The sequence below is a fragment of the Fictibacillus sp. KU28468 genome, assembly GCF_026153615.1.
In the GTDB taxonomy this organism is placed as follows: domain Bacteria; phylum Bacillota; class Bacilli; order Bacillales; family Fictibacillaceae; genus Fictibacillus_C; species Fictibacillus_C marinisediminis.
The window spans coordinates 1824067-1850417 of record NZ_CP110666.1; the positions used below are offsets into that span (position 1 = coordinate 1824067).

Sequence of the window (26351 nt, forward strand, 5' to 3'; positions counted from 1 at the left end):
TTTACATGACCTTCATAAAACTAGATAATGGCATAAGAATGATTAGATAAAAGGGGTTGTAATTCAATTGGGTGTTCAGGATATGCTGTTTCAATTTTTAGGCGGGCTCGGCCTTTTTCTATTTGGAATTAAATATTTAGGTGAGGGTCTGCAAAACTCTGCCGGTGATCGGCTGAGGAACCTTTTGGACAGTCTGACGACCAATACATTTACAGGAATTTTGGCTGGCTTATTCGTAACCATGCTCATTCAATCCAGTTCCGCCACCACGGTTTTGACGGTAGGGCTCGTAAATGCAAGAATGCTGACGCTTAGACAGGCAGTTGGGATCATCATGGGAGCCAATATCGGAACTACATTCACTGCTTTTATCATTGGATTTGATGCAGCGGGATTTGGTCTGCCCATGCTTGCGGCAGGGGCATTCTTCGTTTTTTTTATCCGGAATTACAAATATGTTTTCATCGGAAGAATTTTATTCGGACTGGGCGGGCTATTTTATGGGCTGCAGCTAATGGGAGCAGGGATGGAACCTTTGCAGTCCTCCCTTGATTTTCAAAACATCACGGCACATTTAAACGATCAGCCGTTTTTGGGCATCGCCATTGGAACCTTGGCAACAATGATCCTTCAGTCCTCAAGCGCGACCGTGGGCATATTGCAGCAGATGTTTTCAATGGACCTGATTCATTTAAACGGTGCCCTTGCTGTTCTTTTTGGTGATAATATCGGAACCACCATCACAGCTGTGATCGCATCGTTCGGGGCCTCTCAGAATGCCAAGAGAGCAGCACTGGTTCATGTGCTGTTCAATATCATAGGGACGATTATTTTTGTGATTATCTTTATCCCTTACAAAGGGTTGATCCAATGGATTTCAAGCAGTCTCCATCTGGAGCCGCCCATGCAAATTGCCTTTGCGCACGGAATTTTCAACATCGGCAATGTTATTATCCTGTTTCCATTTATTTCATTGCTGGTCTTTACAGTCTCAAAATTGATTAAAGATGATCAATGGTCTGTCGACAGCAAGACGGTAAAATTGGACGAGAAAGTCATCAACAGTTCTCCGGAATTTGCCCTGCATCAAGCTAGGCAGGAGCTGCTTAAAATGGCTGACTATTCAAGAGAGGGGCTTAGCCAGGCATTGCTTTTCTTCCAGACCCGGAAAAATAAGCATGCCGATACAGCCATGCAGTATGAAGAAGAGATTAACCGGTTTGACAGGCAAATCACCAAGTTTCTCGTTAAACTTTCTATTCATTCCTTGTCCAAGAATGAATCTAAAGAGCATACGATGCTTCTAAATCTGTGCAAGGACATCGAAAGAATCGGGGATCATATGAAAAATATGATAGATCTGGTCTGCTTTATGGCACGAAATAATATTAAACTTTCGGAAGTAACGTCACGCGACTTTGAAAACATGATGATCCTGACCCAATCCTGCCTGACAAAAGCGATTATTTCTCTTGAGACGAACGATAAACCGATGGCTGAGGAAGTTCTGCACATTGAGGACGATATTGATGAAATGGAGAAAACTCTGAGAAAGAAACACATTCAGGACATCAACAACAATTTAAGCACCGGCCAAGAAAGTGTAGTGTATGTAGACTTTATCAGCAATCTGGAAAGGATCGGAGACCATTCTGTCAATATTGCAGAAGCAGTGCTTGAACGATAAACCTACTTAAAACACTACAGGAGGCTTTCTGATGGATTATGTATATTGGATATTAATCGGCATGTCGTTCGTTCTGGCATTCGCTGCCCTGATCTTTCCCATACTGCCTGGAGCGCTTTTTCTGGCTCTCGGGTTTGTGCTCTATGGTATTTTTTATTCCTTTCAGCCATTTACGCCCTTTTTCATCGGGGTAGAAGTGTTTTTGCTGGCAACTCTTTTTGTAGTGGATTATTTCAGCAATTTGTATGGAGTAAAAAAACGGGGCGGTTCCAAAGCGGCCGTATGGGGCAGCACGATCGGCCTGCTCCTTGGCCCATTTGTGATTCCCGTTGCCGGCATCATCGCCGGACCGTTTCTGGGTGCGTTTATTGCAGAATTGATCATCGGGCGAAAATCAATAGGAGAAGCGGCTAAGGTAGGGTTTGGCTCAGTTCTTGGTTTTTTGGGAGGTACGGTTGCCAAGATTATCATTCAAGTGATCATGATTGGCTATTTTCTTTTTGTCGTATTATAAAAATAGTCCTTGCTAAAATGTTGGAGACGTGCTATATTTATGTCTGTCTCACCGATGGCTTTCAAAATGGTCATAAAAAAAAGGTTTGACTTACATAGCTTGAAAATGATATAGTAATTTTTGTCCCTTAGAGGACAACATTGTTCCACAGTAGCTCAGTGGTAGAGCTATCGGCTGTTAACCGATCGGTCGTAGGTTCGAGTCCTACCTGTGGAGCCAAAATATGGCGGTGTAGCTCAGCTGGCTAGAGCGTACGGTTCATACCCGTGAGGTCGTGGGTTCGACTCCCTCCGCCGCTACCATATTTTTTAAGGCGATGGCGATCGTGGCGAAGTGGTTAACGCACCGGATTGTGATTCCGGCATTCGTGGGTTCAATTCCCATCGGTCGCCCCATTTTTATTTACATAACTATTTTAATACATAAAATGGACCCTTAGCTCAGTTGGTCAGAGCGGTCGGCTCATAACCGATTGGTCGTAGGTTCGAGTCCTACAGGGTCCACCATTTTTCAGCACGTGGAGGTATACCCAAGTCCGGCTGAAGGGATCGGTCTTGAAAACCGACAGGGGTGTAACAACCCGCGGGGGTTCGAATCCCTCTACCTCCTCCATAATTTCTTAATTTTTATATCATAGCGGGGTGGAGCAACGAGCGTTACAGCATGATTATGCTGCGAGTAACCTCGACGGATACACTCCAATGATTACTCAAGTAGAGGAAGAGGTAAAGCCTCTGAGAGACAGTAATAACTGCGGAGGAGTGACCTCGTCCGTAAACTTAATATCATCGCGGGGTGGAGCAGTCTGGTAGCTCGTTGGGCTCATAACCCAAAGGTCGCAGGTTCAAATCCTGTCCCCGCAACCATAATACCTAAATTGGCTCGATAGCTCAGTCGGTAGAGCAGAGGACTGAAAATCCTCGTGTCGGCGGTTCGATTCCGTCTCGAGCCACCATTTTTATACATAGTCAACCTTTGCCCAGCGTGGTGAAGGTTTTTTGTTTTTAATGAGAAAACTTTTGTTTTAATATCTCCCATAACAAGGGATAAAAGAAGTCCAGCTATGTACATAATAAGCTTTGATTAAAGAGGGTTAATCGTTGAAAGTTCCGGGTAAATCTGATAATGTATGAGTTGGGATACTTATTAAACATTATTGTTGCTTAACTATGTTTTCAATTTTGGGGTTTTTTCTCCAAAATGAAATATAAAAAAATGTTTACATACCAAGGAGGAGATTGATCATGGCAAAGTTTGAACTGCCTGCTTTACCTTATGCTGCAAATGCACTGGAACCACACATTGATGAGACTACAATGAATATTCACCACGACCGTCATCACAAAACGTATGTTGATAACTTGAACGCAGCGCTTGAAGGCCAAGCTGAGTTTGAAAACAAAGGCCTAGAGGACCTTCTTTCCAATCTTGATGCATTGCCTGAAAACATTCGCACAGCTGTACGCAACAATGGCGGCGGACATGCGAACCACAGCTTATTCTGGGAAATCCTGAAACCAGGCGGATCCAACGAACCTACTGGTGAAGTAGCTGAACGCATCAACAGCAAATTCGGAAGCCTTGATTCATTCAAGGAAGAGTTTGCAAATGCTGCAAAAGGCCGTTTTGGATCTGGTTGGGCTTGGCTAGTTGTTAATAACGGTGAGCTTGAAGTAACAAGCACAGCGAATCAAGATAACCCTGTGATGGAAGGCAAAACTCCAATCTTAGGTCTTGATGTTTGGGAGCATGCATATTACTTGAACTATCAAAACAAACGTCCAGATTACATTAATGCATTCTGGAATGTAGTAAACTGGGATGAAGTTGAAAAACGTTATAACGAAGCAAAATAATGCGGTAAAGCCGGCCAGGTTCTTTGAAAAAGACCCTGGCCGGTTTTTTTATACTCTTTTTCTAATGATATACAATAAAAACCAATTCTTCGTTTGGCGAATAGCCCCTTTCAGGATGTGAAAACTACATGTGAATTGCAAAGGGGCGAGAACAAAATGAAGTTCAATTTGTTTGGAGACACGGACAGAACGAAAGAATTGCTGCTATTGCTTGTGGTAGGAGGGCTTTTTGCATTGAGTACGGCTCTGTCTAATACGTTTGTTAACATTTATTTATGGAAGCAATCTGGTGAGCTGAAGGATATCGCTCTGTATAATTTATCAATTGTGTGCATTCAGCCTGTTGCTTTTTTTATTGCAGGTAAGCTGACAAAAAAAATTGACAGGGTTATTGTACTGCGGATTGGTGTCATCATATTATCGCTTTTTTATTTGTATGTGCTTTTCCTCGGCAAGCAGGCGAGTGAGTATCTGCTCATTCTTGGCGGACTGCTCGGAGCTGGGCTTGGATTTTATTGGCTGGCTTTTAACGTGCTGACCTTTGAAGTGACAGAACCTGATACAAGGGATAACTTTAACGGCTACCTTGGGGTGCTAACTTCCTTATCGGGTATGGTCGGTCCGATTAGCTCCGGATTCTTAATCTCGCAGCTGGATAAGTTTACTGGCTACCGCATCATCTTCAGCGTTTCATTGGTTTTATTTTTCAGTGCGGTTATCATCAGTTTTTTCTTAAGCAGACAGAAGGCCGAGGGGAAGTTTTTTGTCTGGAAGATCCTTAAGTCGAGAGAAACCAACTTAAATTGGGGCCGCATCCTAAATGCCCATTTTTTTCAGGGATTCAGGGAAGGGACGTTCATTTTTTTGATCGTCATATGGGTATACATTATTTCAGACAGTGAATTTGCGCTTGGAACATTTGGGCTTGTTCAATCTGCCGTTTCTTTTGTTGGTTATTTTATCGTCTCCCGGATGATGACCAGAGATAGAAGGAAGAAATCCATCTTTGTCGGAGGATTGATCCTATTCCTTTCTCCGTTCCTCTTTCTGCTTCAAGTCACTTTTCCGCTGCTTCTCTTTTATGGTGTGGTCATTTCCATCGCCTATCCGCTGCTGCTCGTTCCGTATGTTTCCCTGACATATGATGTGATTGGACGCTCGGATAACGCTGGGCCGATGAGGGTCGAATATATTGTCGTGAGGGAATTGTATTTAAATGCAGGACGGATTCTTTCTATTGTTATTTTGCTTATAACGATCACTTACTTTAATGGAGACTACAGTATTCCGGTGCTGCTGCCTGTACTGGGAGCCGGTCACTTTATCATTTATTTTTGTGTAAGATCAATTCGGTTTGCTACCCTTCAAAAATCTGAGATCATGTCGAACTATTCACAGAACAATACAGACAAGGAAGATGGGACTAGGGTATGACATTTTTCTTTCGGAAACATTGATTTACTGTTAAAATTATTTTAGTAAATCAATTTGTCGAAAATGGAAAAATAGTATCGAACTATTTCCATACATAAGTAAGGGTGGAATGAATGACTAAAGAAAAAAAGAAAAAGAATCATGTACCGGTTCGTCTGAATGCGTTGTTTCTGGCTGTTTTTTTCCTTTTTTCAGTTTTGATCTTCAGATTGGGCTATGTTCAGATCGTACAGGGTGAAGAATATCACAGGTCCGCTGATAAAAAGGAAAATGTGACTGCAAGGCTGGATGCTCCGAGAGGGAAAATGTTCGACACACAGGATCGAGTGGTGGTTGACAACAAGCCGCTTTATTCCATCACGTATACCCGCACTCAGAAGACGAGTGCAGAGGACCGCCAGGCGATCGCCAAAAAATTGGCGGGCTATATTCAGAAAGATACAAAAAGCGTAACAGAACGGGATAAGAAAGATTATTTTATCTTTTTAAATAAAAAAGAAGTAGAAAGCAGGATCAGCCTGAAAGAGAAAAAAGGCCTGAGCGATGATGCTTATTACAATCTTATGCTTGATCGGATCACTAAGAAGGATCTGAAAAGCTTTACTCCTCATCAAATTGAGGTATTGGCCATCAAACGGGAGATGGACAGAGGATATGCCCTGACACCTCAGCGAATTAAGATTGGTGCAACTCAAAAAGAGATTGCAGCCATAAGTGAGCATTTGGCTGAATTGCCGGGAGTAGATATAAAGCCTGATGCGAAAAGGGATTATCCTTATGGTGATACGTTCAAGGCACTGTTCGGGCAAGTAAAACAGATCCCGCAGAGTAAGATGGATTATTATGTTTCACGGGGAAATGAACGCAATGATCAAGTGGGAACCAGTTTCCTTGAACAGCAGTATGAATCACTGCTTAGAGGACAAAAATCGAAAATGGAGTTTGTGACCGATAAATCGGGCAATCCGGTTGGTGATCCGGTAGAGGTTGATGGATCCAGGGGCAAAGACCTCATACTCACCGTGAACATGCAGCTTCAGCAAAAAGTGGAACAAATTATTGAAAAAGAACTAAAACAAGCCAAGTCTGGAGGCTCCGCTTACGCGAACCGCGATTTGACGTCTGCTTATGTCGTCATGCTCAATCCGGAAAACGGAGAAGTCCTTTCTATGGCAGGTAAGGAATATGATAAGAAAACAGGAAAATATAAGAATGCTCCATTTGGAACGGTTTATAATTCATTTGCCATGGGTTCTGCCGTTAAAGGAGCAACAGTGCTTACCGGTCTGCAGCAAGGCGCGATCACGCCGAACACGCATTTTTACGATGCGCCCCTAACGTTTGGCGATGGCAGAAAGATGAAATCACATGAAAGCTTGGGCAGTATTGGCCCTGTTAAAGCGCTGGAAGCTTCCTCGAACGTTTATATGTGGAATATCGCCATGAAGCTTGCCGGCTATGACTATTCCCATAAGCGTTACATTGACCGCCATGTCGACCAGGCTTTTAAAACCTTAAGAGATTCTTACAGCCAGTTTGGTCTTGGTGTGCCGACCGGAATCGATCTGCCGTCCGAAGCGACTGGTTATAATACAGGGGTCAGTCACCAATTGGCACAGGCGATGTTTTTTGCGATCGGACAATTTGATACGTATACGCCTCTGCAGATGGCTCAGTATGTCTCAACCATTGCAAACAATGGATACCGCATGCAGCCACATCTGCTGAAGGAAGTGCGCGAGCCATCTGTTCAGCCGGGCAAAATGGGGAAACTCGACTATAAGTTTGAACCCAATGTTATGAATAAAATTGAAATGAAACAGGAGTACCTTGATGTTGTTCATCAGGGGTTCCGCCAGGTTATGGTCGGAAGCAAGGGGACTGCCGCAGCTTATTTTAAACATAAGAGTTATAATCCCGCCGGCAAAACCGGGACGGCTGAGGTGGACAAGAAATCCCGCTTAAACAATAAAACATTGATTGGTTATGCTCCTTATGACCATCCTGAAGTGGCTTTTGCCGTTGTTGTGCCGAATGTTCGCGAAGGCTCACTCAACAATGAGATCGGTGCGGCGGCACTTGATGAGTACTTTAAGTTAAAGAAAGACGGAAATAAGAAAAATTAACTAGATATGATGATAAAAAACGCGTCCTTTGGGCGTGTTTTTTTATTGAGCATAAATTATTCTAGTTAGAAGAACATAGTACTGTAGTCTCGCTTTATTTACAATCTCTTTACATTACGTTCAAACAGCGTTAATAATCGTCGCTTATTCTAGAAATGTAAAGTGATTAACAGAACTTGTTGGGGGTGTGCGATAGAGACAAAGGACACACAGATGAAGCAGAATCTCTATCAAAAAAAATCTTTTAAAACCATTCTAGGGGGACCTAAAACATGAAGAAAATGAAATCAGCTTACCTTTTAGCAGTACTCGCTATGCTCCTCGTGTTCGCTACAGCATGTGGAAACAAAAACAATGAAGGTGCGTCAACAGATGGCGGCAAAAAAGCATCAGGCTCTATCGTTATCTCGGGATCAAGTGCAATGCAGCCGCTCGTTGCAGCAGCAGCAGAACAATTTAAACAAGATAACCCTGACGCTGATATTCAAGTACAAGCAGGCGGAAGCGGAACAGGCTTAAGCCAAGTTGCTCAAGGTGCTGTTAAGATCGGTAACTCTGATGTTTTCGCTGAAGAAAAAGAAGGGATCCCGGCTGACAAGCTTAAAGATCACCAAGTTGCAGTAGTCGGTATGTCTGCAGCGGTAAACCCGGAAGTAGGCATTAAAGATATCTCTAAAAAAGACCTGATTAAAGTATTCACAGGAAAAGTGAAAAACTGGAAAGAACTTGGTGGGAAAGACCAAAAGATCGCGTTGATCAACCGTCCTGACTCTTCAGGTACTCGTGCTACATTCGTAAAATATGCTCTTGATGGACAAAACCCGGTTGAAGGTGCTGCGACAGAAGATTCTTCCAACACGGTTCAAAAGCTAATCAAAGAAACTCCTGGTGCCATCGGTTACCTTGCGTTCTCTTACTTCACAGATAACAGCGGTGTAACACCACTTAGCATTGATGGAGTTAAACCAACTGATGAAAACGTACAAACAGGTAAATTCCCAATCTGGGCTTATGAGCACTCTTATACTAAAGGAGAGCCAAAAGGCTTGGAAAAACAGTTCCTTGATTATTTAATGAGCGATGACATTCAAAATAAACTTGTTCCTGATCAAGGATACATCCCTGTAAGCAAAATGAAAGTTAATCGTGATGCCGAAGGGAAAGTTACGAAAAAGTAACCATAAAGAAAGTTAAGAAGGCCTAAATCAGGGTAAGTATCCATATTGAATTGGATATTTACCCTGTTAGGGCGTTTTGGGGAGGTACGAAAATGGATAATAAGACAATGACAGCCAGTCAAAGGCTGCTGAAAAAATCAAACAAGTCTGCACTTCAAATGGAAATGCGGGGGAAGTCCATAGTGTTAATCAGTGCACTGATCATTATAAGTGCCACGATTGCTATTACGATTTTCCTGGGTACTAAAGGATTACAAGCTTTTTTTAATAACGGGGTAAGTATTTATGAATTTTTAACCAGCACGAACTGGAATCCAACCAACGCAGAGAGTCCAGCCTATGGTGCCTTGCCATTCATAATTGGTTCTTTTGCTGTTACCATCCTATCTGCTTTAATTGCAGCACCTCTTGGTATTGGCGGTGCAATCTTTATGACGGAAATTGCGCCTTCCTGGGGAAAAAAGATTCTCCAGCCGGTTATTGAATTGCTTGTTGGTATTCCATCTGTTGTTTATGGATTCATCGGCCTTTCCGTTCTTGTTCCGTTCCTCCGCGATACAGTGGGCGGACAAGGATTCAGTTTGCTCGCAGGTATGATTGTCCTTTCCATTATGATTCTCCCTACAGTAACAAGTATCGCTACAGATGCGATGAGCTCGTTGCCAAAGGGGCTAAGGGAATCTTCTTACGCGATCGGTGCGACACGTTGGCAAACCATTTGGAGAGTACTGATTCCTGCGGCTATGCCCACACTTTTAACCGCTGTTGTTCTTGGGATGGCTCGTGCGTTCGGTGAAGCACTTGCTGTTCAGATGGTCATCGGAAACGTTCGTACACTTCCATCTGCGATCACTGATCCATCAGCTACATTAACGACCATCATTACGTTGAACATGGGGCACACGACCTTTGGCAGTGTGGAAAATAATGTTCTTTGGTCGCTTGCGCTTATTCTTTTAGCGATGTCCTTTATCTTTATCATCTTAATTCGTTATCTTTCTTCAAGGAGGCAGTTCTAATGAACAGCAAAGTTACAGACCGCATTGCTACCTCTATCTTTTACTTGATCGCAGCAACGATCGTTACTGTTCTAGTCGGACTGCTCGGATATATTATTTTTCATGGTTTTTCAAAGCTTAACCTTGAATTTTTAACCTCTCCATCAAGCTCCTTCAGAGCAGGCGGAGGTATTGGGAACCAGCTTTTTAACTCTTTCTATATTCTCTTCCTAACCATGGTGTTCACGATTCCGCTTGGACTTGGAGGCGGAATTTACATGGCAGAATATGCACGTCCAGGGAAGCTGACAAATGCGATCAGAACATGTATTGAAGTATTGGCTTCATTGCCATCGATTGTCATCGGTATGTTTGGATTATTAATGTTCGTTAATCTTACTGGTTGGGGATATTCAATCCTCGGGGGCGCACTGGCACTTACAGTGTTTAATCTTCCTGTTATGGTAAGGGTTTGTGAAGATGCCCTCCGTACGGTTCAAAGAGACCAAAAAGAAGCTAGTCTTGCTCTGGGAATCACACACTGGCACACGATCAAAACGGTCCTGCTTCCGGCAGCATTTCCAAGCATTCTAACTGGGGCGATTCTTGCATCAGGCCGTGTGTTCGGTGAAGCTGCAGCATTGCTCTTTACGGCAGGACTTACAACGCCAACGCTTGATTTCGCAAACTGGAATCCGTTTGATTCGACTTCTCCTCTTAACGTGTTCCGTCCGGCAGAAACACTTGCGGTGCATATTTGGGCGGTTAACACACAAGGGTTAATTCCTGATGTGCGCGAAGTGGCAGACGGATCCTCAGCAGTTCTGATTATCTCTGTATTGATCTTTAACTTGCTGGCCCGCTGGATCGGCAGTGTGGTTCACAGAAAGATAACAGCTTCTAAATAACTTTAGAATATAGGTGGGGTAACATGAAAACTGTGATGGAAAAAAAAGAGACAAAACCATTAACTGAACAACTAACTGAACAACCGAATAAAGAGAATAATCCGGTTGCTTTAAATATCGAAAACTTGAATATTTATTACGGTGACAACCATGCGGTAAAAGAGGTCAATTTTTCAATCGAGAAAAACGGTGTGACAGCGTTGATCGGTCCGTCAGGCTGCGGAAAATCAACCTTCCTTCGTTCCATTAACCGTATGAATGACCTGATTCCCGGGGCACGAAGCACAGGTGGAATCATCTATGACGATGTTAATCTGATCGGCGATGACATAAATGTTGTCGCTCTTCGGAAAGAAATCGGCATGGTGTTTCAAAAGCCCAATCCATTTCCTAAGTCTATCTACAATAATATTACGCATGCTTTGAAGTTCAACGGAATCCGTTCGAGAAAGAAGCTTGATGAAATTGTGGAAGAAAGCCTTCGGAAGGCCGCTTTGTGGGATGAAGTTAAAGACAGGCTTCATGAGTCGGCTTTATCATTGTCTGGCGGGCAGCAGCAGCGCCTTTGTATTGCCAGAACCCTGGCCATGAAACCGAACATCCTTCTCCTTGATGAGCCTGCGTCTGCATTGGATCCTATTTCTAATGCTAAGGTTGAAGACCTGATCATAGAGCTGAAAAAGGATTATACCATTGTAATTGTGACGCATAACATGCATCAGGCTTCACGTATTTCAGATAAGACCGCTTTCTTCTTAAATGGAGTGCTGGTTGAATTTGATAAGACAGATAAGATCTTCACGAATCCATCAAAAAAGGATACAGAAGACTATATTACAGGCCGCTTCGGATAAGGGGGAGAATGATGGGACAAGCAGTATTGGCAGCAGAGAAAATGGTTTTTGATATCAAGAATTTAAATTTGTGGTACGGAAAAAATCTGGCACTGAAAGATATCGATTTTACGATTTACAATAATGAGATAACAGCAATCATCGGACCATCGGGATGCGGGAAATCAACGTTTATCAAAACGTTGAACCTAATGATCCAGAATATCCCGGGAGTCAGGATGTCCGGTGAAATTAATTACGGCCATCATAACTTAATCAATGGAAAGGTGGACCTTGTCGATTTGAGAAAAAAAGTCGGTATGGTGTTCCAGAAAGCCAATCCTTTTCCAAAGTCAATCTATGAAAATGTAGCCTACGGACCCAAAATTCATGGGGTAAAGAAAAAAGGGAAACTGGATGAGATTGTAGAACGTTCATTAAGAGATGTGTTTTTGTGGGATGAAGTGAAGGACCGGCTAAATACATCTGCTTTAGGCTTGTCAGGAGGCCAGCAGCAGCGGTTATGTATTGCCAGAGCCATTGCCACCAAGCCGGATGTCATTTTGATGGATGAACCAACATCTGCACTCGATCCGATCTCAACTATAAAAATCGAGGAACTCGCTCTTGAGCTGAAGAAAAACTATTCCATTGTTATGGTTACCCATAACATGCAGCAGGCGGCAAGGGTTTCTGACCGTACGGCATTCTTCTTGATGGGTGAACTGATTGAATACGATCTGACGAGCAAAATCTTTTCCGCTCCTTCAGATAAGCGGACAGAGGACTATGTGACCGGACGTTTTGGATAAAAAGAAGAGGAGTGACGAAAAATGGTGGTACGTGAAAACTTTCAGATCCAATTGAATGAACTTAAAGAAATGCTCGTTGAAATCGGTGAATTAACAGAGTACGCATTAAAAGAATCCATGGAAGCGTTAAAGGAACAAAATGTGGATAAAGCTCTTGAGGTAATTGAAAATGACCAGCGGATCAACCAGCTCGAAGATGAGATCAATGACGCAGCAATCCTCCTTATCGCCAAGCAGGCACCAGTGGCTTCAGATCTGCGCAGAATCATTGCCGCGATTAAGATATCTTCCGATGTGGAGCGCATGGCTGATTTTGCCGTCAATATCGCAAAATCAACGATTCGAATCGGTGAAAAACCACTGATCAAACCACTCGTAGATCTTCCGAGGATGGCTGATATCGCGATCGGCATGCTCTCAGATTCCATCAGAGCATATGTTGACGAAGATATAGTACTGGCGAAAAACCTTGCTGATACCGACGATTCCGTCGATGAACTGTATGGAAAGATTATTCAGGAGCTGTTAGAGCTGATGACCCAGCATCCAGATTCTCTCGCTCAGATCACCCAGCTGTCTTTCGTATGCCGCTATATTGAAAGAACGGCAGACCATGCGACGAATATCGCTGAAAACATTTTATATCTCGTAAAGGGCAAACGCTACGGCTTAAATGAATAGCACAACAGAAAGGGAGTCAGCAGTTAAGCTGGCCCCCTTTTTTTATTTTGTTAATGAGTGTATTAGGTGAGGGTGTCAGCAAGCTTTTTGAAATTCATCTTGCTGTTCACCTTATAACTTCCAAACCGGACTTCCCCTTCAAGCTTATGGCTGCGGAGATATTTAAGGAACGATTTTCCGTCCTTGATAATCTTCTCTTTTTCAAGGAAGTCACAAACCTCTCCTGTGCTCATTCCTCTTGAAACGTGCAAAGTAGTGTTGTAGACTACTTTTTCTGCAGGTTTCGCCTCAGTAGCAGGCTCACTCGCTTTTGGAGCGGCAGCTGCCCGGCTTGCTTTGAGGGTTTGAAGTTCTTCGGTGGTAATAGCTGTCATATTTTTGGAGTGTAGATAGGTATTGACTGTATTGTCATTTAATTCGGCTTCTTTCTCCGGAGGAGCCTGTGTAAAGTAAACTCCTGCAATTAATCCTGTAGCCAGGATCATCCCGGCTGAGAAACCTCTTAATGTATTATTTGTCATCATGAATCCCTCGTAATTAATTTATTTATTTAGCTTTCTCGTTGATCATCATTTCATCTTCAAGCACTTTAAGCTTTTTCTTTACTTGATACATTTCTTTCATTAATTGAATCGAAAAGTTTTCAAGCTGTACTTCCAGGTTATTGCTTTTGTCCTTGCGGAACGAGATGACGAGTAAAATGATTCCTAATGCCAATAGGGAAAAAATGATAATTTCCATTGTATCCTCCTCTTATAAAAACATACCACTTATTTTTATACCATAGTATTCATGTGATGAGTAGATTTTTCGCCAAATTATCGAAATTTTTGCGGTGTTTCGACATCCCTTTAGGCCTCTTATTTAGCAAACTGCTGCATCTGCTCAAAAATTTGTAGAAAAATGACGATTTTTAATACTATTCAGTAAATAGTTTGTAAAGCAAACGGTTTCAAAAAATTTACAAAGCTTATTCTATCATACATGCTAAGCAATCTACATTTTTCTACAATTTCCGTTTATTGTGAAAAAAATTTTGTGATGATACGATTACTACAAATTAATAGGGAGGCATATAAATACTATTCTGCAAGATGTAATAGACCAATGTCTAACTAAACGACCGGGGGGAAAAAAATGATTAATGAGATCGTCAAAATGAAGGAAAAGGGTCTTACCCTTCAGCAGATCGCCGAAAAGATGAACCTCTCACTCGGCAAAGTGCAATACCGGTGGAACAAGTATCGGCAAGAAGCTGGAAAAGTGAGGGAAGAGGAGAATGCAGAGGAACTGATTCTGGCAGATCCTCCAAAACAGGAGCATAGCATCCAGTGGGTGATGCCATACGAATTTGACGAAGATACTTTGTTTGCCATGGTTCAGTCCCCAACGAGTATTTATGTATACTGGAGTATTTCGTCCATGAAGAAAAAAATGGTTGAACATCACTTCAGAACACCCTGGAGTGAACTGCCTAAACGAATGAAAATCTATGATGTAACAGATATCATCTTCCAGGGTCATAACGCACACCGAAACTTTGAAATCGAGATCCCTGAGATGACCAACAACTGGTTTATCCAGCACTTGGAACCTGATCGTACCTATGTCATTGATGTAGGAACAAGAACGTTTGATGGAAGCTTCTTCACAGTGCTTAGATCTAATCCTGTAGAGACACCAAGGGACCAGTCAAATGAACACCGTACCGGGAGCGTTATGAACTGGAAGAATGGTAACGCTGATGTACCAGAATGGATGGAAAATTTCAGCAGTTATTCATACTATCAAAAAATCAGATAGGAGCTCTAAATCAATGAAAAGTGGCTATTTCACATTTATACTGCATGCCCATCTTCCCTACGTAAAGCACAGAGAGGCTAACCGGCTCGAAGAACGATGGGTGTTCGAAGCAATGACAGAGACCTACATCCCGCTGCTTTGGGTGCTTGAGCGTCAGCCTGAAGGCTTCACCTGGAGTATTTCCTTTTCGCCGCCGGTGATGGAAATGCTGGCAGACCCTGTACTGCAAAGAAGATATTTGGAGTATCTGGATAGTACGGAAAATCTACTTAAAAAAGAAAAACTTCGCACTCTCGATCAAGACGAAGCGAAAGCCATCCAATTTTACAGTGAGCGTTATAAGAACATTCGGGACACATTTTTTAAATGGAACCAGAATCTGCTCAATGGTTTTAAACATTACCATTCGGCGGGAGCACTCGAATGCTTCACAACAGCGGCTACACATACGTTCTTACCTTACGTTCAGACCCGCGAAGCCTTACATGCTCAAATCGATATGGGTATCGCAACATTTAAACATCATTTCGGTGAAAAACCTAAAGGATTCTGGCTCCCGGAGTGTGCGTACACTCCCGGCATCGATCAGCTGCTCCATCAGAAAGGGATCTTGTACACATTTGTCGATGAACAAACGCTCCTGAACAGCAGCCCCAAATCTGCACGAGGCATCGGTTCCCCCGTCTACTCACCGCATGGAGTGGCACTATTTCCAAGAAACCGCGAAATATCCGGAAAAGTATGGAGTTCGGTGAACGGTTATCCGGGTGATGTAGACTACCGTGAATTTTACCGGGATATCGCCTATAACAGGGAGCTTGATTATATCCTTCCTCATATCCATCCAGAAGGAATCAGGATCGATACCGGCCTGAAATATCACCGGATCACAGGTCCCGTCGAAGATAAACAGATCTATGTCCGTGAATGGGCAGAAGGAAAAATAAGACAGCACGCAGAGCACTTTACAGAGACGATAGAAACCCGGCTCAGAGAAAAGGAAGACGAATGCTTCCCTCCTCATCTTATTACGGCACCTTTTGATGCTGAATTGTTCGGGCACTGGTGGTTCGAGGGTACAGATTGGATCTCTGCGTTTCAGCAGGCAAGTGCCGGGAGAGTAGAATGGATTACTCCATCTGAATTTATAAGCCGCCATTATCGTGACCTTGAAACTGTACACGCTTCTTTTTCAACTTGGGGACGCAATGAATACGGAGAAGTCTGGTTAAATGAGAAGAATGCGTGGATGTACCGGCATCTGCATAAATGTGAAAGAGAGATCATATCAGCCGTTGCGCTGCACTCTCCGCTCACACCTGTTACAAAACGCTACGTTCAACAGTTGATTAGGGAATGGATGCTGGCTGCCAGCTCAGACTGGGCATTTATCATTGATAATGAAACATCAGCACAGTATGCCAATGAGCGTTTTAAAACCCATATTGAACGATTCCATACCATCAAGGAACTATTACAGCAAACTCCAAATAATACTGCATCAATCGAAGCTTTTGAAAAGGATTTCCCATTTTTAAAAAGTATTGATACAAGCTATTTTGAAACTCCGCATGACCTCTATATACAGCAGCATTACAACCAGAAGCCTGAACAAGAAAAACGAAAAATCCTTATGCTATCCTGGGAGTTTCCGCCAATGGTAGTCGGCGGGCTCGCCCGTCATGTATTTGATCTAGCCAAAACGCTTGTTAAACAAGGCCACGAGGTCCATGTCGTCACATGCCATGTAGACGGTTACCCTGACTATGAGATCAACCAGGGAATATATGTTTATCGAGTAAGGTCCAATCAGCCTCAGACCGAGGAGTTCTTCCACTGGACGGGCAGCCTGAACCTTGCGATCGCCGATCAAGGGAGAGAACTTTCCAAAAAAATTGATTTTGATTGCATTCATGCCCATGACTGGCTTGTCAGTGTGGCCGCTAAAGGATTAAAACAGGAACTGAATATCCCGCTGATCGCAACGATCCATGCGACCGAACATGGCCGCAACAATGGAATTCATAACGCCCTTCAATATGAGATCAATCAAAAAGAGTGGGAACTTTGCTATGAAGCGAGCCAAGTCATCGTGTGCAGCCCATATATGAAAAAAGAAGTTGCCGCGGTGTTCAGGTTACCTGAAGAAAAGATTCATATCCTTCCAAACGGGGTTGATCCTGAACTGATTCAGACAGAAGAGGTTTTGGATGGTTTCCGTTTTAAAGAGCACCATGAAATCCTTGTTTTCTCAGTAGGGCGTGTAGTAAAAGAAAAAGGATTCCAGACCATCATCGAAGCCGCACATCTGGTCAAACAGAGGATGGACAACATCAAGTTTATGATTGCCGGCAAAGGTCCGATGCTGGATGAATACCGCGATCGAATTCATAGGGAGGGACTTGAAGATTACGTTACTTTTACCGGTTTTGTATCAGATGATGACAGAAACCGGATCCTGTCGGAATGCGATATTGCGTTATTTCCGAGCCTGTATGAACCATTCGGCATTGTTGCCCTGGAAGGGATGGTGGCAGGAAAAGCAACCGTTGTTTCAGATACGGGTGGACTGAGAGACATTATCCGCCATGAAGAGACCGGGCTGAAAATCTATCCCGGCAATCCGGAAAGCCTGGCATGGGCAGTCCTGACGCTTGCTCAAGATGAACATTTACGGCGCACTCTCGCCATCAACGGCAAGAGAGAAGCGGAAACCGTATTTAACTGGAAAGAAATTGCTCAACAAACAAGCGCATTGTATGAACAATGTTTGGAAAAAAATCCGGTATAAGGGGCTGTGTATAAATGAAAGGTGTAATAATGGCTGGGGGAAAAGGAACCCGTCTTCGTCCACTGACTTGCAATCTGCCTAAACCAATGGTGCCGCTGCTGCATAAACCCGTAATGGAGTACAGCATTGAGCTGCTGAAAAAATATGGCATCACGGATATCGCAGTAACGCTGCATTATATGCCAGAGGCCATCAAAAATTATTTTGGAGATGGCAGTGACTTTGGCGTTAACCTTCATTATTTTGAGGAAACGACGCCGCTAGGGACAGCAGGGAGCATTAAAAACGCAGAAGATTTCTTGGATGAGCGCTTCATCGTGATCAGCGGTGATGCCTTGACGGATTTTGATCTACTAAAGGGAATCCAATACCATCAGGAAAAGGACGCCCTCGTTACGATCTTTATGAAACAGGTCGAATCTCCGCTTGAATACGGTGTGATCATGACCAATCAGAACGGAGAGATCATCCGTTTCCTTGAAAAACCAAGCTGGAATGAAGTATTCAGCGATACAGTCAACACGGGCATTTATGTCCTCGAACCGGAAATTTTTCAATATATGGAGAAGGATTTTCAGACGGATTTCAGCAAAGACTTGTTCCCTCTCCTGATGAAAGAAGAGCGGCCATTGTATGGCTACCCGGCAGAAGGCTACTGGTCGGATATCGGAAGCCTGCATCAGTACCGGCAATCACACCGCGACATGCTGGATGGCCTTGTCAACCTGCCGTTCTCAGGGCATGAGATCGACCAGGGAATCTGGGTCGGGAACAATGTTGTCATTGAAGACGGCGCAAAACTGGAACGGCCGGTACATATTGCGGATGGAACAGTCGTCAGGGCAGGAGCGGATATAAAAAGCTATTCTGTCATTGGCCGGAATAATGTCATTTCTTCTCAAGCGTCATTAAAGAAAAGCATTCTTTGGCATGATGTTTATGTGGGATCCGAAAGCGAGCTGAGAGGTGCAACCATTGCAAATGGAACGATGGTCGAGCAGGGAGCAACGATCTACGAGCATGCTGTTGTCGGCAATCATTGCAAGATCGGAAAACGCTCCACTTTAAAGCCGGAAGTGAAAATCTGGCCGGAAAAAGAGATCTACGATGAAGCACTTGTGCATACTTCATTGATCTGGGGAAGAAAAGCGACCAAGTCATTGTTCGGCAGCCGCGGGGTCTCAGGGATCGCCAATGTAGAGATCACACCTGATTATATCGCAAGACTTGCTTCTGCGTATGGAGCTGTGCTGCCTTACGGTTCCAACATCGCGATCGCAAGTGATTCTCATTCTTTCTCCGGAATGATTAAACAGGCCTTCATCCAGGGATTGTTGTCATCTGGGGTAAATACTCTTGATACGAGCCCTACGGTAGCTCCTGTCGTCCGTTTTGCGATTGAGATGGATAATCTTCAAGGCGGTGTCTACATCCGTTTTTCAAACAGAGGCGGAGAAAAGCAAGTGTTAATCGAGTTCTATGACCACAAAGGCCTGCCGATCCATCCTGATCAGGAACGGAAGATCGAGAATGCTTATTGGCAAGAAGATTACCGACGTGCCGCTTTTGACATGATCGGCAAAAGTACCTACAACAATTATAAAAACGAAGAATATATTGAAGCCCTTTTACAGACCGTCAATAAAAAAAGAATCAGAAATTCAAAGTTTCGAATCGTTGTAAACTATAATCACCAGCCGTATCTCAGCTTTATTCCTATCCTTTTTCATAAATTGGATTGTGAGTTCTTGACCGTTCCATCTGAGACGGGACCTGAGGAAATGGCTTCCTTTGTCAGAGTGACGAATGCCAATCTTGGGATTCTTGTCGGTGAGGCCGGAGAAACGCTCAGCCTGATCACGGAGTCTGGAAAACTGCTCGATGAGGAAACGATGCTTTCTCTATATGTTCTCGTGACGTTTTACGAAGGAAAACAACACGAAATGGCTATCCCGGTCTATGGTTCTTCTGACCTTGACAGCCTGGCCGGCCGTTTGAACGGAAGGCTCATCCGCACGAAAGCCAATCCTCGATCCATTATGGAAGTCGGCACCGGGGTGATGAATTTTCAGTACGACGCCCAGTATGCACTCATTCACATCCTGGAGATGATGGCTACCCAGAAGATCACACTGTCAGAACTAGTAGGGTTGCTGCCAAATGTGAATATGCTGAGAGAGTATGTTCCTTGTCCATGGGATAAAAAGGGAAAAGTCATGAGAAAGCTTATGGAGGATATCCGTGATAATAAAGTGGAACTCGTCGACGGCATCAAAGTCTTTCATCCTGAAGGCGGCTGGACACTGATTCTTCCGGATGTAGAACAGCCGGTCTTCACTGTGTATTCACAGGGATCGAACATGGATCAGGCGAAAGAAGCTGCAGCTGAGTTCATCGATAAAATCCGGCTGTATCAGAAGGTTTAATGGATCATGCCGAGGCAGCTTGTAGCCGGAAACGGAAAAATTCTCGTAAACATTGATCAGCACCTTCAGATTAGAGACATTTATTATCCTTATGTCGGACAGCAAAATCACGTTCAGGGACATGCAAACAGAGTGGGGATATGGTCAGATGGCCATTTCTCCTGGCTGTCTTCGGAACACTGGAGCGTCCATACGGACTATCATAAAGATTCTCTTGTAACCTGCTGTACGGCTGAAAACAAACAGATGGGCATTCGCCTTGTATTTGAAGACGGTGTTCATCAGCGTGAAAATATGTTTTTGCGCCGAATAAAAGTGACGAACACCTCGAAGAAGGAAAAGAAAATCCGGCTCTTTTTTCATCAGGATTTAAATATTTATGAGACAGAGGTTGGAGATACTGCTTTTTACGCCCCGGATTCAAGGTCTATTATCCATTACAAAAAGAATCGCTATTTTTTGTTTAATGCTCTTTTTGGAGATAATGGCATATCACAGTATACGACAGGAATCAAACGGTTCCAAAGCGCTGAAGGAACATGGAAGGATGCCGAGGATGGATCGCTGCACATTAATCCGATCGCCCAGGGATCTGTAGACAGCACCTTTTCTGTGGAACATGAAGTTCGAGGAGAAGAAACCGTTGAAGCCTTTTATTGGATGACCATTGGGAGGAACAGGGAAGAGATCCTTGCACTGAACGAATACATCAAAGAAATCGGACCATCATTGACTATTGATAAGATCATGATCTACTGGAGGAGATGGGCGAATAAATCACCGCTGCCAGATACAGATCTGGAGGAAGAGATTTTAGCTCTGTATAAACGGAGCCTTCTCATTGTCCGTACTCAGACTAATGAAAATGGCTATATCATGGCTGCCAATGATTCTGACATCCAGCAATATAACCGGGATCATTACAGCTATATGTGGCCGAGGGACGGTGCACTTGTGGCAGCGGCAATCGCCAAAGCCGGCTATCAGGGGATGGTGAAAAATTTCTATAGAAGGTGTGCAGACGTGCTGACAAAAGAAGGTTTTCTGCACCATAAATACAATCCAGACGGCTCGATCGGTTCAAGCTGGCATCCGACTGTCGGAAAAGACGGGAAAGAACAGCTGCCGATACAAGAGGATGAAACGGCACTCGTATTATGGGCGTTTTGGGAGCACTATAAAGAGACCGGGGATATCGAATTTGCCCAATCTCTTTACCGATCGCTTATAAGGCCGGGTGCCCGTTTTCTTCTTCAGTTCATGGATGAGGAGCTTGATCTGCCCAATCCGTCCTATGACTTGTGGGAAGAAAGAAGAGGAGTCTTTTCGTTTACGTGCTCAGCTGTTTACGGCGGTTTGATGGCAGCTCACTCTTTTGCTCTTTTATTTGGGGAAGATGACAGGGCTGCAAGGTACAAAGCGGGAGCAGAGCGCGTAAAAAAAGGAATGGAGAACCATCTTTACGATCAAGAAGCCGGCCGGTTCCTCCGGGGAATTTACTTGAACGAGGAAAATCGGGAAATAACGAAAGATTATACGATAGAAAGCAGCATGTACGGTTTGTTTGCATTCGGTGTTTTTTCCGCCAATGATGAAAGAGTGCAGTCTACGATGGAGGCGATTGAGCGGGAACTGTATATCAAAACACCGATTGGCGGAGTCGCAAGGTATTTTAACGATTATTATTTTCAGCAGACCCATGAAGTGGAGAAGGTGCCAGGCAATCCTTGGCTAATCTGTACACTGTGGCTTGCGAAATGGAAAATTGCTGCAGCCGTTGACCGGAACGGCCTCAAACAATGCAGGGAATACTTGAACTGGGTGGTCTCCCACGCATTTTCAAGCGGAGTTCTGCCTGAGCAGCTGCATCCATTCTCTGGTGAACCGCTGTCCGTCGCACCATTAACATGGTCCCACGCGACCTTCGTGGATGTCGTTGTCGATTATATTCAAGCTTATGAACGTCTTGAATAAAATGCACTTGCTGAAATTAAGTGTGTCTGGTATTATATTAAAGTATGAATTAATTTGGAAACAAATCAATCAAAGCAGTACGCCATTTTTGTAATGGTTAAGGTTTGGAGGGAAAATACATGCGTGTAAACATCACTCTTGCTTGCACTGAAACTGGTGATCGCAACTATATTACGAAGAAAAACAAACGTAATAACCCAGAGCGCTTAGAGCTTAAAAAGTACAGCCCAAGACTAAAAAAATATACATTGCACCGTGAAACGAAGTAATGTAAGGAAAAGCCACCTAAATCCTTGGTAGACAAGGGATTAGGTGGCTTTTTTATTTCCCTTTTTTCTCTTCATCACTTCTCCATTACTTCCTTTGATAATGGGCACATAGCTTTAAAGGGAGTGATAACGGCAGTCCTTGCTGTATGGAGGAAGTTTTGATGCAGGGAATAACAGTCAGTATACAGTTGCTGTTAGATAAGTAACTGGTAAAATAAGAATGAGAATGATTTATAAGAGGAGATGCGGTATGGAGAAGAAGAACTTAAGAAAAGAAATGAAAAACAAACTGCTGACTCTGGACTCAACGTTACATAAAACGAAAAGTAAAGATATTGCCAGGCAGTTATTCAACATGCCGTTATGGTCGAACGCGGAGCATATCGGGATTACGATTTCAAGGGGATTTGAAGTAGATACCCGGGAGATTATAAAAAAAGCATGGGTTGAAGGAAAAGAAGTAAGTGTTCCAAAGTGCAACACTGATGGGGAGAGGGCGATGGATTTTTATAAGATCACCTCTTTTGAGGACCTGGAAAATGTATACATGGACCTTTATGAACCGATTCGTTCCAATACTCAGCTATCTTCTGCCGATAATATCGAGTTGATGATCGTACCTGGCTTGATCTTTAGTCCAGAAGGTTACCGCATCGGTTTTGGGGGCGGATTTTATGACAGGTACCTGGCATCCTATGACGGAAATACGGTTTCTTTGGCTTTCGACTTTCAGCTCTCACATTCGATACCTGTTGAACCGTTCGATATTCCTGTCCAATGGATTGTAACAGATCTAGGTGTTCATAAGGCGGAATTTTGATGGGATGGATCGTCTTTGGCATCATCCTGGGCTGCTTTGTTTTTGCGTCCTTTAAACTTAAAATGCTCACACTGAGCGGAGCATTTGCCAGCTGGGGAATGGGTATGGTTGTTTATGGGGCTTTTGGTTTCAACGGGCTGAGCGTGCTCCTTCTTTTCTTTATCAGCTCCTCGCTTTTAAGTAAATGGGGAAAAGTGAAAAAGCAGCAGATGAGAACGATCGTAAAAGAATCAAAAGGGAGAGATGCGGGACAGGTCTTTGCGAATGGAGGCGGCGCGTTTTTTGCAGGAGCAGGCTATTTAATGTTTCCGCATCCTTTTTGGCTGCTTCTCTTGCTCGGCAGTTTGGCAGAAGCCGCAGCTGATACTTGGGCTTCTGAAGTGGGAGTCCTCTCTAGAGCAAAACCATATCATATCCTCCGGAGACAACGGGTGGAAAGAGGAATATCGGGCGCGGTGTCTCCCCTTGGGCTCACGGCAGCCGCACTGGGTTCTTTTGTGATCAGTGTGGCAGGGGCAATGCTGTTTTTTCATGGCCCCCGGGCCTTTATCGTCTTCTTGGCTGTGGGCATTGCCGGATTTTTTGGCAATGTTCTCGATACTCTGATTGGCGGGACAATTCAGCTTTCCTACCGATGTAAGGTATGTGGAATTGAAGTGGAAGAGTCGGATCACTGCGGTGTAAAATGCAGCAAACTAAAAGGCTCGCCTGCCGTCACAAACAATGCCGTGAATTTTGTTTCCAGTGCAGCTGCAGGGCTGGCAGCAGGGGTGCTTATCCTATGGTTATGAAAATGAATTGTACGGGTGTAGTACTTGCCGGAGGAGAATCATCCCGTTTTCCCATTCATAAATCATTTGCTCATTATGATGGTGAATATTTTTATGAACGGGCTGTCTCTTGTTTGAAACCTGTTGTATCCTCTGTTTATCTCGTTGCGCATCCATCCATCGCCCATAAACTGTCAGCTTCATCTGCAATGGTGATCCAGGACCTTCCATACCTGCAAGGACAAGGGCCGCTGGCGGGAATTCTTACGGCGATGAACATCAGAGAGGAAGCTGACTGGTACGCGGTCATCACGTGTGATATGCCTCTCATGAAAACTGAAATATATGAGATCCTTTTAACCGCTGCCTTGAGTATTCCGGGAATTCAGGCCGTTGTGCCTGTCGTGAAAGAACGCCAGCAGCCGCTTGCCGCACTTTACCATAAGAGCTGCAAACCGGTCATATCCCAGCTTCTTACTGAAGGGAAGAGGAGCATGCATGGTTTGCTGCAATCTGTAAATACGAAGTACATCAATGAACTCTGCGGTGATTGGAATCCACATGATTTTATAAATATTAATACACAGGAAGATTACTCCCTTTATATTGAAAAAGGGCTAAGGGAATAATTTGCACAATCATGGCAAAAAGTAAGAGCAAGGAGGAATGCTCTGTGACTAGATTTATATTCAAGCTTGCCCTTGTTGTTGCCTTGATCCTGATAGGTTATCAGTACAGATATCGGCTGCTCAATGTCATACTGGGAGTGCCTTTGCTCCGAAGATTCGCGGTTGGCCGAATGATGTCGTTTCCGGGTTTGCGTGATAAATTTATGAAGGAAATGTTCTGAGGCGCTGTTCGCGCCTCTTCTTTTTGGTATGAAAGCAAACGGAATCTTTTTTGATCTTGATAATACCCTTTTTGATTATGACCGTGCTTTTGGGCTTGCCGCTATGCAAAGCTTCTCAGAAATGTATAGGGAACGGATGATAGTAGGGTGCACCAAAGTGAATATTGAACTGGATTGGTTTAAAATTTTCAAAACATACTGCGACCATTTTTGGGCTGGCTATGAGTGCGGTGATCTTTCCCGTACCGCGTATCAGAACAAAAGATTTATAACTTCTTTGCAGGCATGCGGACTGCAAGCAGGATCCCATAGGGCTGCAGCTGTTTTTGAAGAACGTCTCAGAACGTACATCCCATCGTATTGTAAGCTGTTTGCAGGGGTCTCACAAATCTTACAGGAACTTTGTGATCGTAAAATGTTGATGGGCATCATTACCAATGGAGAGAAAACGGTTCAGAGAAATAAAATAGCGGCCTTAAACCTTACGAACTGGATAAAGCCTCAACATGTCTTTATATCTGACGAGATGAATGTACAAAAACCCAATCCCGCCATATTTGAAAAGATTCAAGAGAAAACGGATTGCAGCAATCCTCTTTATGTCGGTGATTCTTGGGACCAGGATATTTTTCCTGCCACCGTGTCCGGATGGAAAGCGGTCTGGCTCACTACAAGAAGGAGTGAGCCGAAAACACAAGGCAGTCATTTGGAATACAGAAGAGCTGCTTCGGTCTCTGAACTGAATCAGCTTCTTATCTCGTATATTGAATGAGCTGGATATACTCTCCGTCCTTGAGTTTAAACAGAACCATCAAATGGGTCTTATCCTTGCTGAACAGGATAAGCGGCATGCTGCTGCCGATGGGGCTCACTTTGGATCCATTGCTTTTCTTGACACCGAGAAAATAATTTTTATACAGTCCTTCCCACAGGTTGCCGATAATTTTATTCGTCTGGTCTTGTGTGAAACCAGGGAGCGGACTGTTTTGGTACTGGGGCAGATCGTTTAGTGCCACAGCATTGTAATTCGCGCCGTTCACATTGTAGAACTGTTTGGCCCCGCTCCAGGTCTGCTGAAGAAATGGATAGGTCTTAACATCCAATTTGGTTTTTACAGATCGCTCACTGCTGTTCTTTGGGTTTTGGAAAGAAGAGAAGGAGCTGCCTTTGTGATAGACATAAAGATTTTTTTTGCTCATCGCCTGGGCGCTGCGATAGGTGTCTTCATTTCTATGAATTTCAGCATAGTGATAGCTGACACTCTGAGACAATTGATCGTTCCCTCCAGGCACTTTTTTAGACTGATTAAGTGTTCTGGTGTCTTGTTCCCATTTGTTCATCGTGCTTGTTAATACACCGTTCGCATACAGCATGGAAATATCTTGCCGAAGATAGGCAGGCTTGTTCGTTTCAGATGATACATCCCAATTGAGTGTATAATTTTCAGCAGTTGAGCCGCCCAAAGTGACATTCGTCGTTGCTTTTGTGAAGGTTACTTGGGTGTCTATGGGAAAGAAGATGATACTTTCTTTGACAGGTTCCCTGCCAAAATAATACATAAAAAAGAGTATTGCGAAAAAAACAGGCAGAACGACACCAAGCCAATTTCTCATTTTCATAG

24 protein-coding genes and 7 tRNA genes are annotated in these 26351 nt (G+C 43.7%); 28 read left to right on the plus strand and 3 right to left on the minus strand.

Annotation, left to right across the window (positions count from 1 at the left end; translation table 11 throughout):
- Nucleotides 1-82: 82 nt before the first annotated feature.
- From OKX00_RS09380 to phoU, 18 genes are all read left to right on the plus strand, one after another.
- Nucleotides 83-1687 (plus strand): Na/Pi cotransporter family protein, encoded by a 1605-nt coding sequence (locus OKX00_RS09380; RefSeq protein WP_265410210.1) that lies wholly within the window; start codon nt 83-85, stop codon nt 1685-1687.
- 31 nt (nt 1688-1718) lie between these two features.
- A complete protein-coding gene (locus OKX00_RS09385) occupies nt 1719-2201 on the plus strand; it encodes a DUF456 domain-containing protein (protein WP_265410211.1) in 483 nt (160 codons plus the stop codon).
- Nucleotides 2202-2345: 144 nt separating this feature from the next.
- Nucleotides 2346-2420: transfer RNA gene (locus tag OKX00_RS09390), tRNA-Asn, on the plus strand.
- A gap of 6 nt (nt 2421-2426) precedes the next feature.
- Nucleotides 2427-2503 (plus strand) — tRNA-Met (locus OKX00_RS09395).
- A gap of 17 nt (nt 2504-2520) precedes the next feature.
- Nucleotides 2521-2596 (plus strand) — tRNA-His (locus tag OKX00_RS09400).
- A 34-nt stretch (nt 2597-2630) separates the two neighbouring features.
- Nucleotides 2631-2707: transfer RNA gene (locus OKX00_RS09405), tRNA-Ile, on the plus strand.
- A 13-nt stretch (nt 2708-2720) separates the two neighbouring features.
- Nucleotides 2721-2813: transfer RNA gene (locus OKX00_RS09410), tRNA-Ser, on the plus strand.
- 177 nt (nt 2814-2990) lie between these two features.
- A tRNA-Met gene (locus OKX00_RS09415) sits at nt 2991-3067 on the plus strand.
- 13 nt (nt 3068-3080) lie between these two features.
- Nucleotides 3081-3156: transfer RNA gene (locus OKX00_RS09420), tRNA-Phe, on the plus strand.
- Nucleotides 3157-3445: 289 nt separating this feature from the next.
- Complete coding sequence (locus OKX00_RS09425; protein ID WP_053357866.1) at nt 3446-4057, plus strand: superoxide dismutase; 612 nt, start codon at nt 3446-3448, stop codon at nt 4055-4057.
- A gap of 156 nt (nt 4058-4213) precedes the next feature.
- Nucleotides 4214-5491 (plus strand): MFS transporter, encoded by a 1278-nt coding sequence (locus tag OKX00_RS09430; RefSeq protein ID WP_265410212.1) that lies wholly within the window; start codon nt 4214-4216, stop codon nt 5489-5491.
- Between the two features lie 113 nt (nt 5492-5604).
- Nucleotides 5605-7617: a peptidoglycan D,D-transpeptidase FtsI family protein gene (locus OKX00_RS09435; protein WP_265410213.1), complete on the plus strand. Its 2013-nt coding sequence runs from the start codon at nt 5605-5607 to the stop codon at nt 7615-7617.
- Nucleotides 7618-7889: 272 nt separating this feature from the next.
- On the plus strand, nt 7890-8795 hold the full coding sequence (locus OKX00_RS09440) for a phosphate ABC transporter substrate-binding protein (RefSeq protein WP_265410214.1): 906 nt from the start codon (nt 7890-7892) through the stop codon (nt 8793-8795).
- Nucleotides 8796-8902: 107 nt separating this feature from the next.
- On the plus strand, nt 8903-9814 hold the full coding sequence (gene pstC / locus OKX00_RS09445; protein ID WP_248254681.1) for a phosphate ABC transporter permease subunit PstC: 912 nt from the start codon (nt 8903-8905) through the stop codon (nt 9812-9814).
- The gene (gene pstA / locus OKX00_RS09450; RefSeq protein WP_265410215.1) at nt 9814-10701 is read left to right on the plus strand and encodes a phosphate ABC transporter permease PstA; all 888 of its coding nucleotides are present in this window, start codon (nt 9814-9816) and stop codon (nt 10699-10701) included. Before pstC ends, pstA begins: the two co-directional genes overlap by 1 nt.
- A 23-nt stretch (nt 10702-10724) precedes the next feature.
- Nucleotides 10725-11555 carry a phosphate ABC transporter ATP-binding protein PstB gene (pstB, locus tag OKX00_RS09455; protein ID WP_265410216.1) on the plus strand — a complete coding sequence of 277 codons (831 nt, stop codon included), beginning with the start codon at nt 10725-10727 and terminating at the stop codon, nt 11553-11555.
- An 11-nt stretch (nt 11556-11566) separates the two neighbouring features.
- Complete coding sequence (gene pstB, locus OKX00_RS09460) at nt 11567-12346, plus strand: phosphate ABC transporter ATP-binding protein PstB (RefSeq protein WP_062234960.1); 780 nt, start codon at nt 11567-11569, stop codon at nt 12344-12346.
- 21 nt (nt 12347-12367) lie between these two features.
- Nucleotides 12368-13027: a phosphate signaling complex protein PhoU gene (phoU, locus tag OKX00_RS09465; protein ID WP_062234963.1), complete on the plus strand. Its 660-nt coding sequence runs from the start codon at nt 12368-12370 to the stop codon at nt 13025-13027.
- A gap of 62 nt (nt 13028-13089) precedes the next feature.
- On the opposite strand, the gene OKX00_RS09470 is transcribed toward phoU, so the two are convergent.
- Both OKX00_RS09470 and OKX00_RS09475 read right to left on the minus strand, forming a co-directional pair.
- A complete protein-coding gene (locus OKX00_RS09470) occupies nt 13090-13551 on the minus strand; it encodes a hypothetical protein (RefSeq protein ID WP_199805076.1) in 462 nt (153 codons plus the stop codon).
- Between the two features lie 22 nt (nt 13552-13573).
- Nucleotides 13574-13768 (minus strand): hypothetical protein, encoded by a 195-nt coding sequence (locus tag OKX00_RS09475; protein WP_053357876.1) that lies wholly within the window; start codon nt 13766-13768, stop codon nt 13574-13576.
- Between the two features lie 396 nt (nt 13769-14164).
- Here OKX00_RS09475 and OKX00_RS09480 point away from each other — a divergent pair, with 396 nt between their 5' ends.
- The 10 genes from OKX00_RS09480 to OKX00_RS09525 all read left to right on the plus strand — a co-directional run bounded on the left by OKX00_RS09480 (nt 14165) and on the right by OKX00_RS09525 (nt 25502).
- Complete coding sequence (locus OKX00_RS09480) at nt 14165-14830, plus strand: DUF4912 domain-containing protein (protein WP_265410217.1); 666 nt, start codon at nt 14165-14167, stop codon at nt 14828-14830.
- A gap of 13 nt (nt 14831-14843) precedes the next feature.
- Complete coding sequence (locus OKX00_RS09485) at nt 14844-17621, plus strand: 1,4-alpha-glucan branching protein domain-containing protein (protein WP_265410218.1); 2778 nt, start codon at nt 14844-14846, stop codon at nt 17619-17621.
- A 14-nt stretch (nt 17622-17635) separates the two neighbouring features.
- Nucleotides 17636-20047 carry a sugar phosphate nucleotidyltransferase gene (locus tag OKX00_RS09490; protein ID WP_265410219.1) on the plus strand — a complete coding sequence of 804 codons (2412 nt, stop codon included), beginning with the start codon at nt 17636-17638 and terminating at the stop codon, nt 20045-20047.
- Nucleotides 20048-20053: 6 nt separating this feature from the next.
- Nucleotides 20054-22021, plus strand: coding sequence for a glycoside hydrolase family 15 protein (locus tag OKX00_RS09495; RefSeq protein WP_265410220.1), 1968 nt, complete (start codon nt 20054-20056; stop codon nt 22019-22021).
- A 119-nt stretch (nt 22022-22140) separates the two neighbouring features.
- Complete coding sequence (rpmG, locus tag OKX00_RS09500) at nt 22141-22290, plus strand: 50S ribosomal protein L33 (protein ID WP_007202187.1); 150 nt, start codon at nt 22141-22143, stop codon at nt 22288-22290.
- A 250-nt stretch (nt 22291-22540) separates the two neighbouring features.
- Nucleotides 22541-23110 (plus strand): 5-formyltetrahydrofolate cyclo-ligase, encoded by a 570-nt coding sequence (locus tag OKX00_RS09505; RefSeq protein WP_265410221.1) that lies wholly within the window; start codon nt 22541-22543, stop codon nt 23108-23110.
- Nucleotides 23110-23901 (plus strand): DUF92 domain-containing protein, encoded by a 792-nt coding sequence (locus OKX00_RS09510; protein ID WP_265410222.1) that lies wholly within the window; start codon nt 23110-23112, stop codon nt 23899-23901. The genes OKX00_RS09505 and OKX00_RS09510 overlap by 1 nt, the downstream gene beginning before the upstream one ends.
- Nucleotides 23892-24509: a molybdenum cofactor guanylyltransferase gene (locus OKX00_RS09515; RefSeq protein WP_265410223.1), complete on the plus strand. Its 618-nt coding sequence runs from the start codon at nt 23892-23894 to the stop codon at nt 24507-24509. The genes OKX00_RS09510 and OKX00_RS09515 overlap by 10 nt, the downstream gene beginning before the upstream one ends.
- A gap of 44 nt (nt 24510-24553) precedes the next feature.
- Nucleotides 24554-24730, plus strand: a complete 177-nt coding sequence (locus tag OKX00_RS09520) for a hypothetical protein (protein WP_156316364.1) — start codon at nt 24554-24556, stop codon at nt 24728-24730.
- 28 nt (nt 24731-24758) lie between these two features.
- A complete protein-coding gene (locus OKX00_RS09525) occupies nt 24759-25502 on the plus strand; it encodes an HAD family hydrolase (protein ID WP_416054317.1) in 744 nt (247 codons plus the stop codon).
- Here the strand turns inward: OKX00_RS09525 and OKX00_RS09530 are convergent.
- A complete protein-coding gene (locus OKX00_RS09530; RefSeq protein WP_091004663.1) occupies nt 25483-26349 on the minus strand; it encodes a serpin family protein in 867 nt (288 codons plus the stop codon). The two genes, OKX00_RS09525 and OKX00_RS09530, sit on opposite strands and share 20 nt — an antisense overlap.
- Between the last annotated feature and the right edge of the window lie 2 nt (nt 26350-26351).

Bases quoted from the DNA above. Each gene is read 5' to 3' on its own strand.
- OKX00_RS09380 (WP_265410210.1), top strand. From the start codon at position 83: ATGCTGTTTCAATTTTTAGGCGGGCTCGGCCTTTTTCTATTTGGAATT.
- OKX00_RS09385 (WP_265410211.1), top strand. From the start codon at position 1,719: ATGGATTATGTATATTGGATATTAATCGGCATGTCGTTCGTTCTGGCA.
- OKX00_RS09425 (WP_053357866.1), top strand. From the start codon at position 3,446: ATGGCAAAGTTTGAACTGCCTGCTTTACCTTATGCTGCAAATGCACTG.
- OKX00_RS09430 (WP_265410212.1), top strand. From the start codon at position 4,214: ATGAAGTTCAATTTGTTTGGAGACACGGACAGAACGAAAGAATTGCTG.
- OKX00_RS09435 (WP_265410213.1), top strand. From the start codon at position 5,605: ATGACTAAAGAAAAAAAGAAAAAGAATCATGTACCGGTTCGTCTGAAT.
- OKX00_RS09440 (WP_265410214.1), top strand. From the start codon at position 7,890: ATGAAGAAAATGAAATCAGCTTACCTTTTAGCAGTACTCGCTATGCTC.
- pstC (WP_248254681.1), top strand. From the start codon at position 8,903: ATGACAGCCAGTCAAAGGCTGCTGAAAAAATCAAACAAGTCTGCACTT.
- pstA (WP_265410215.1), top strand. From the start codon at position 9,814: ATGAACAGCAAAGTTACAGACCGCATTGCTACCTCTATCTTTTACTTG.
- pstB (WP_265410216.1), top strand. From the start codon at position 10,725: ATGAAAACTGTGATGGAAAAAAAAGAGACAAAACCATTAACTGAACAA.
- pstB (WP_062234960.1), top strand. From the start codon at position 11,567: ATGGGACAAGCAGTATTGGCAGCAGAGAAAATGGTTTTTGATATCAAG.
- phoU (WP_062234963.1), top strand. From the start codon at position 12,368: ATGGTGGTACGTGAAAACTTTCAGATCCAATTGAATGAACTTAAAGAA.
- OKX00_RS09470 (WP_199805076.1), bottom strand. From the start codon at position 13,551: ATGATGACAAATAATACATTAAGAGGTTTCTCAGCCGGGATGATCCTG.
- OKX00_RS09475 (WP_053357876.1), bottom strand. From the start codon at position 13,768: ATGGAAATTATCATTTTTTCCCTATTGGCATTAGGAATCATTTTACTC.
- OKX00_RS09480 (WP_265410217.1), top strand. From the start codon at position 14,165: ATGATTAATGAGATCGTCAAAATGAAGGAAAAGGGTCTTACCCTTCAG.
- OKX00_RS09485 (WP_265410218.1), top strand. From the start codon at position 14,844: ATGAAAAGTGGCTATTTCACATTTATACTGCATGCCCATCTTCCCTAC.
- OKX00_RS09490 (WP_265410219.1), top strand. From the start codon at position 17,636: ATGAAAGGTGTAATAATGGCTGGGGGAAAAGGAACCCGTCTTCGTCCA.
- OKX00_RS09495 (WP_265410220.1), top strand. From the start codon at position 20,054: ATGCCGAGGCAGCTTGTAGCCGGAAACGGAAAAATTCTCGTAAACATT.
- rpmG (WP_007202187.1), top strand. From the start codon at position 22,141: ATGCGTGTAAACATCACTCTTGCTTGCACTGAAACTGGTGATCGCAAC.
- OKX00_RS09505 (WP_265410221.1), top strand. From the start codon at position 22,541: ATGGAGAAGAAGAACTTAAGAAAAGAAATGAAAAACAAACTGCTGACT.
- OKX00_RS09510 (WP_265410222.1), top strand. From the start codon at position 23,110: ATGGGATGGATCGTCTTTGGCATCATCCTGGGCTGCTTTGTTTTTGCG.
- OKX00_RS09515 (WP_265410223.1), top strand. From the start codon at position 23,892: ATGGTTATGAAAATGAATTGTACGGGTGTAGTACTTGCCGGAGGAGAA.
- OKX00_RS09525 (WP_416054317.1), top strand. From the start codon at position 24,759: ATGAAAGCAAACGGAATCTTTTTTGATCTTGATAATACCCTTTTTGAT.
- OKX00_RS09530 (WP_091004663.1), bottom strand. From the start codon at position 26,349: ATGAAAATGAGAAATTGGCTTGGTGTCGTTCTGCCTGTTTTTTTCGCA.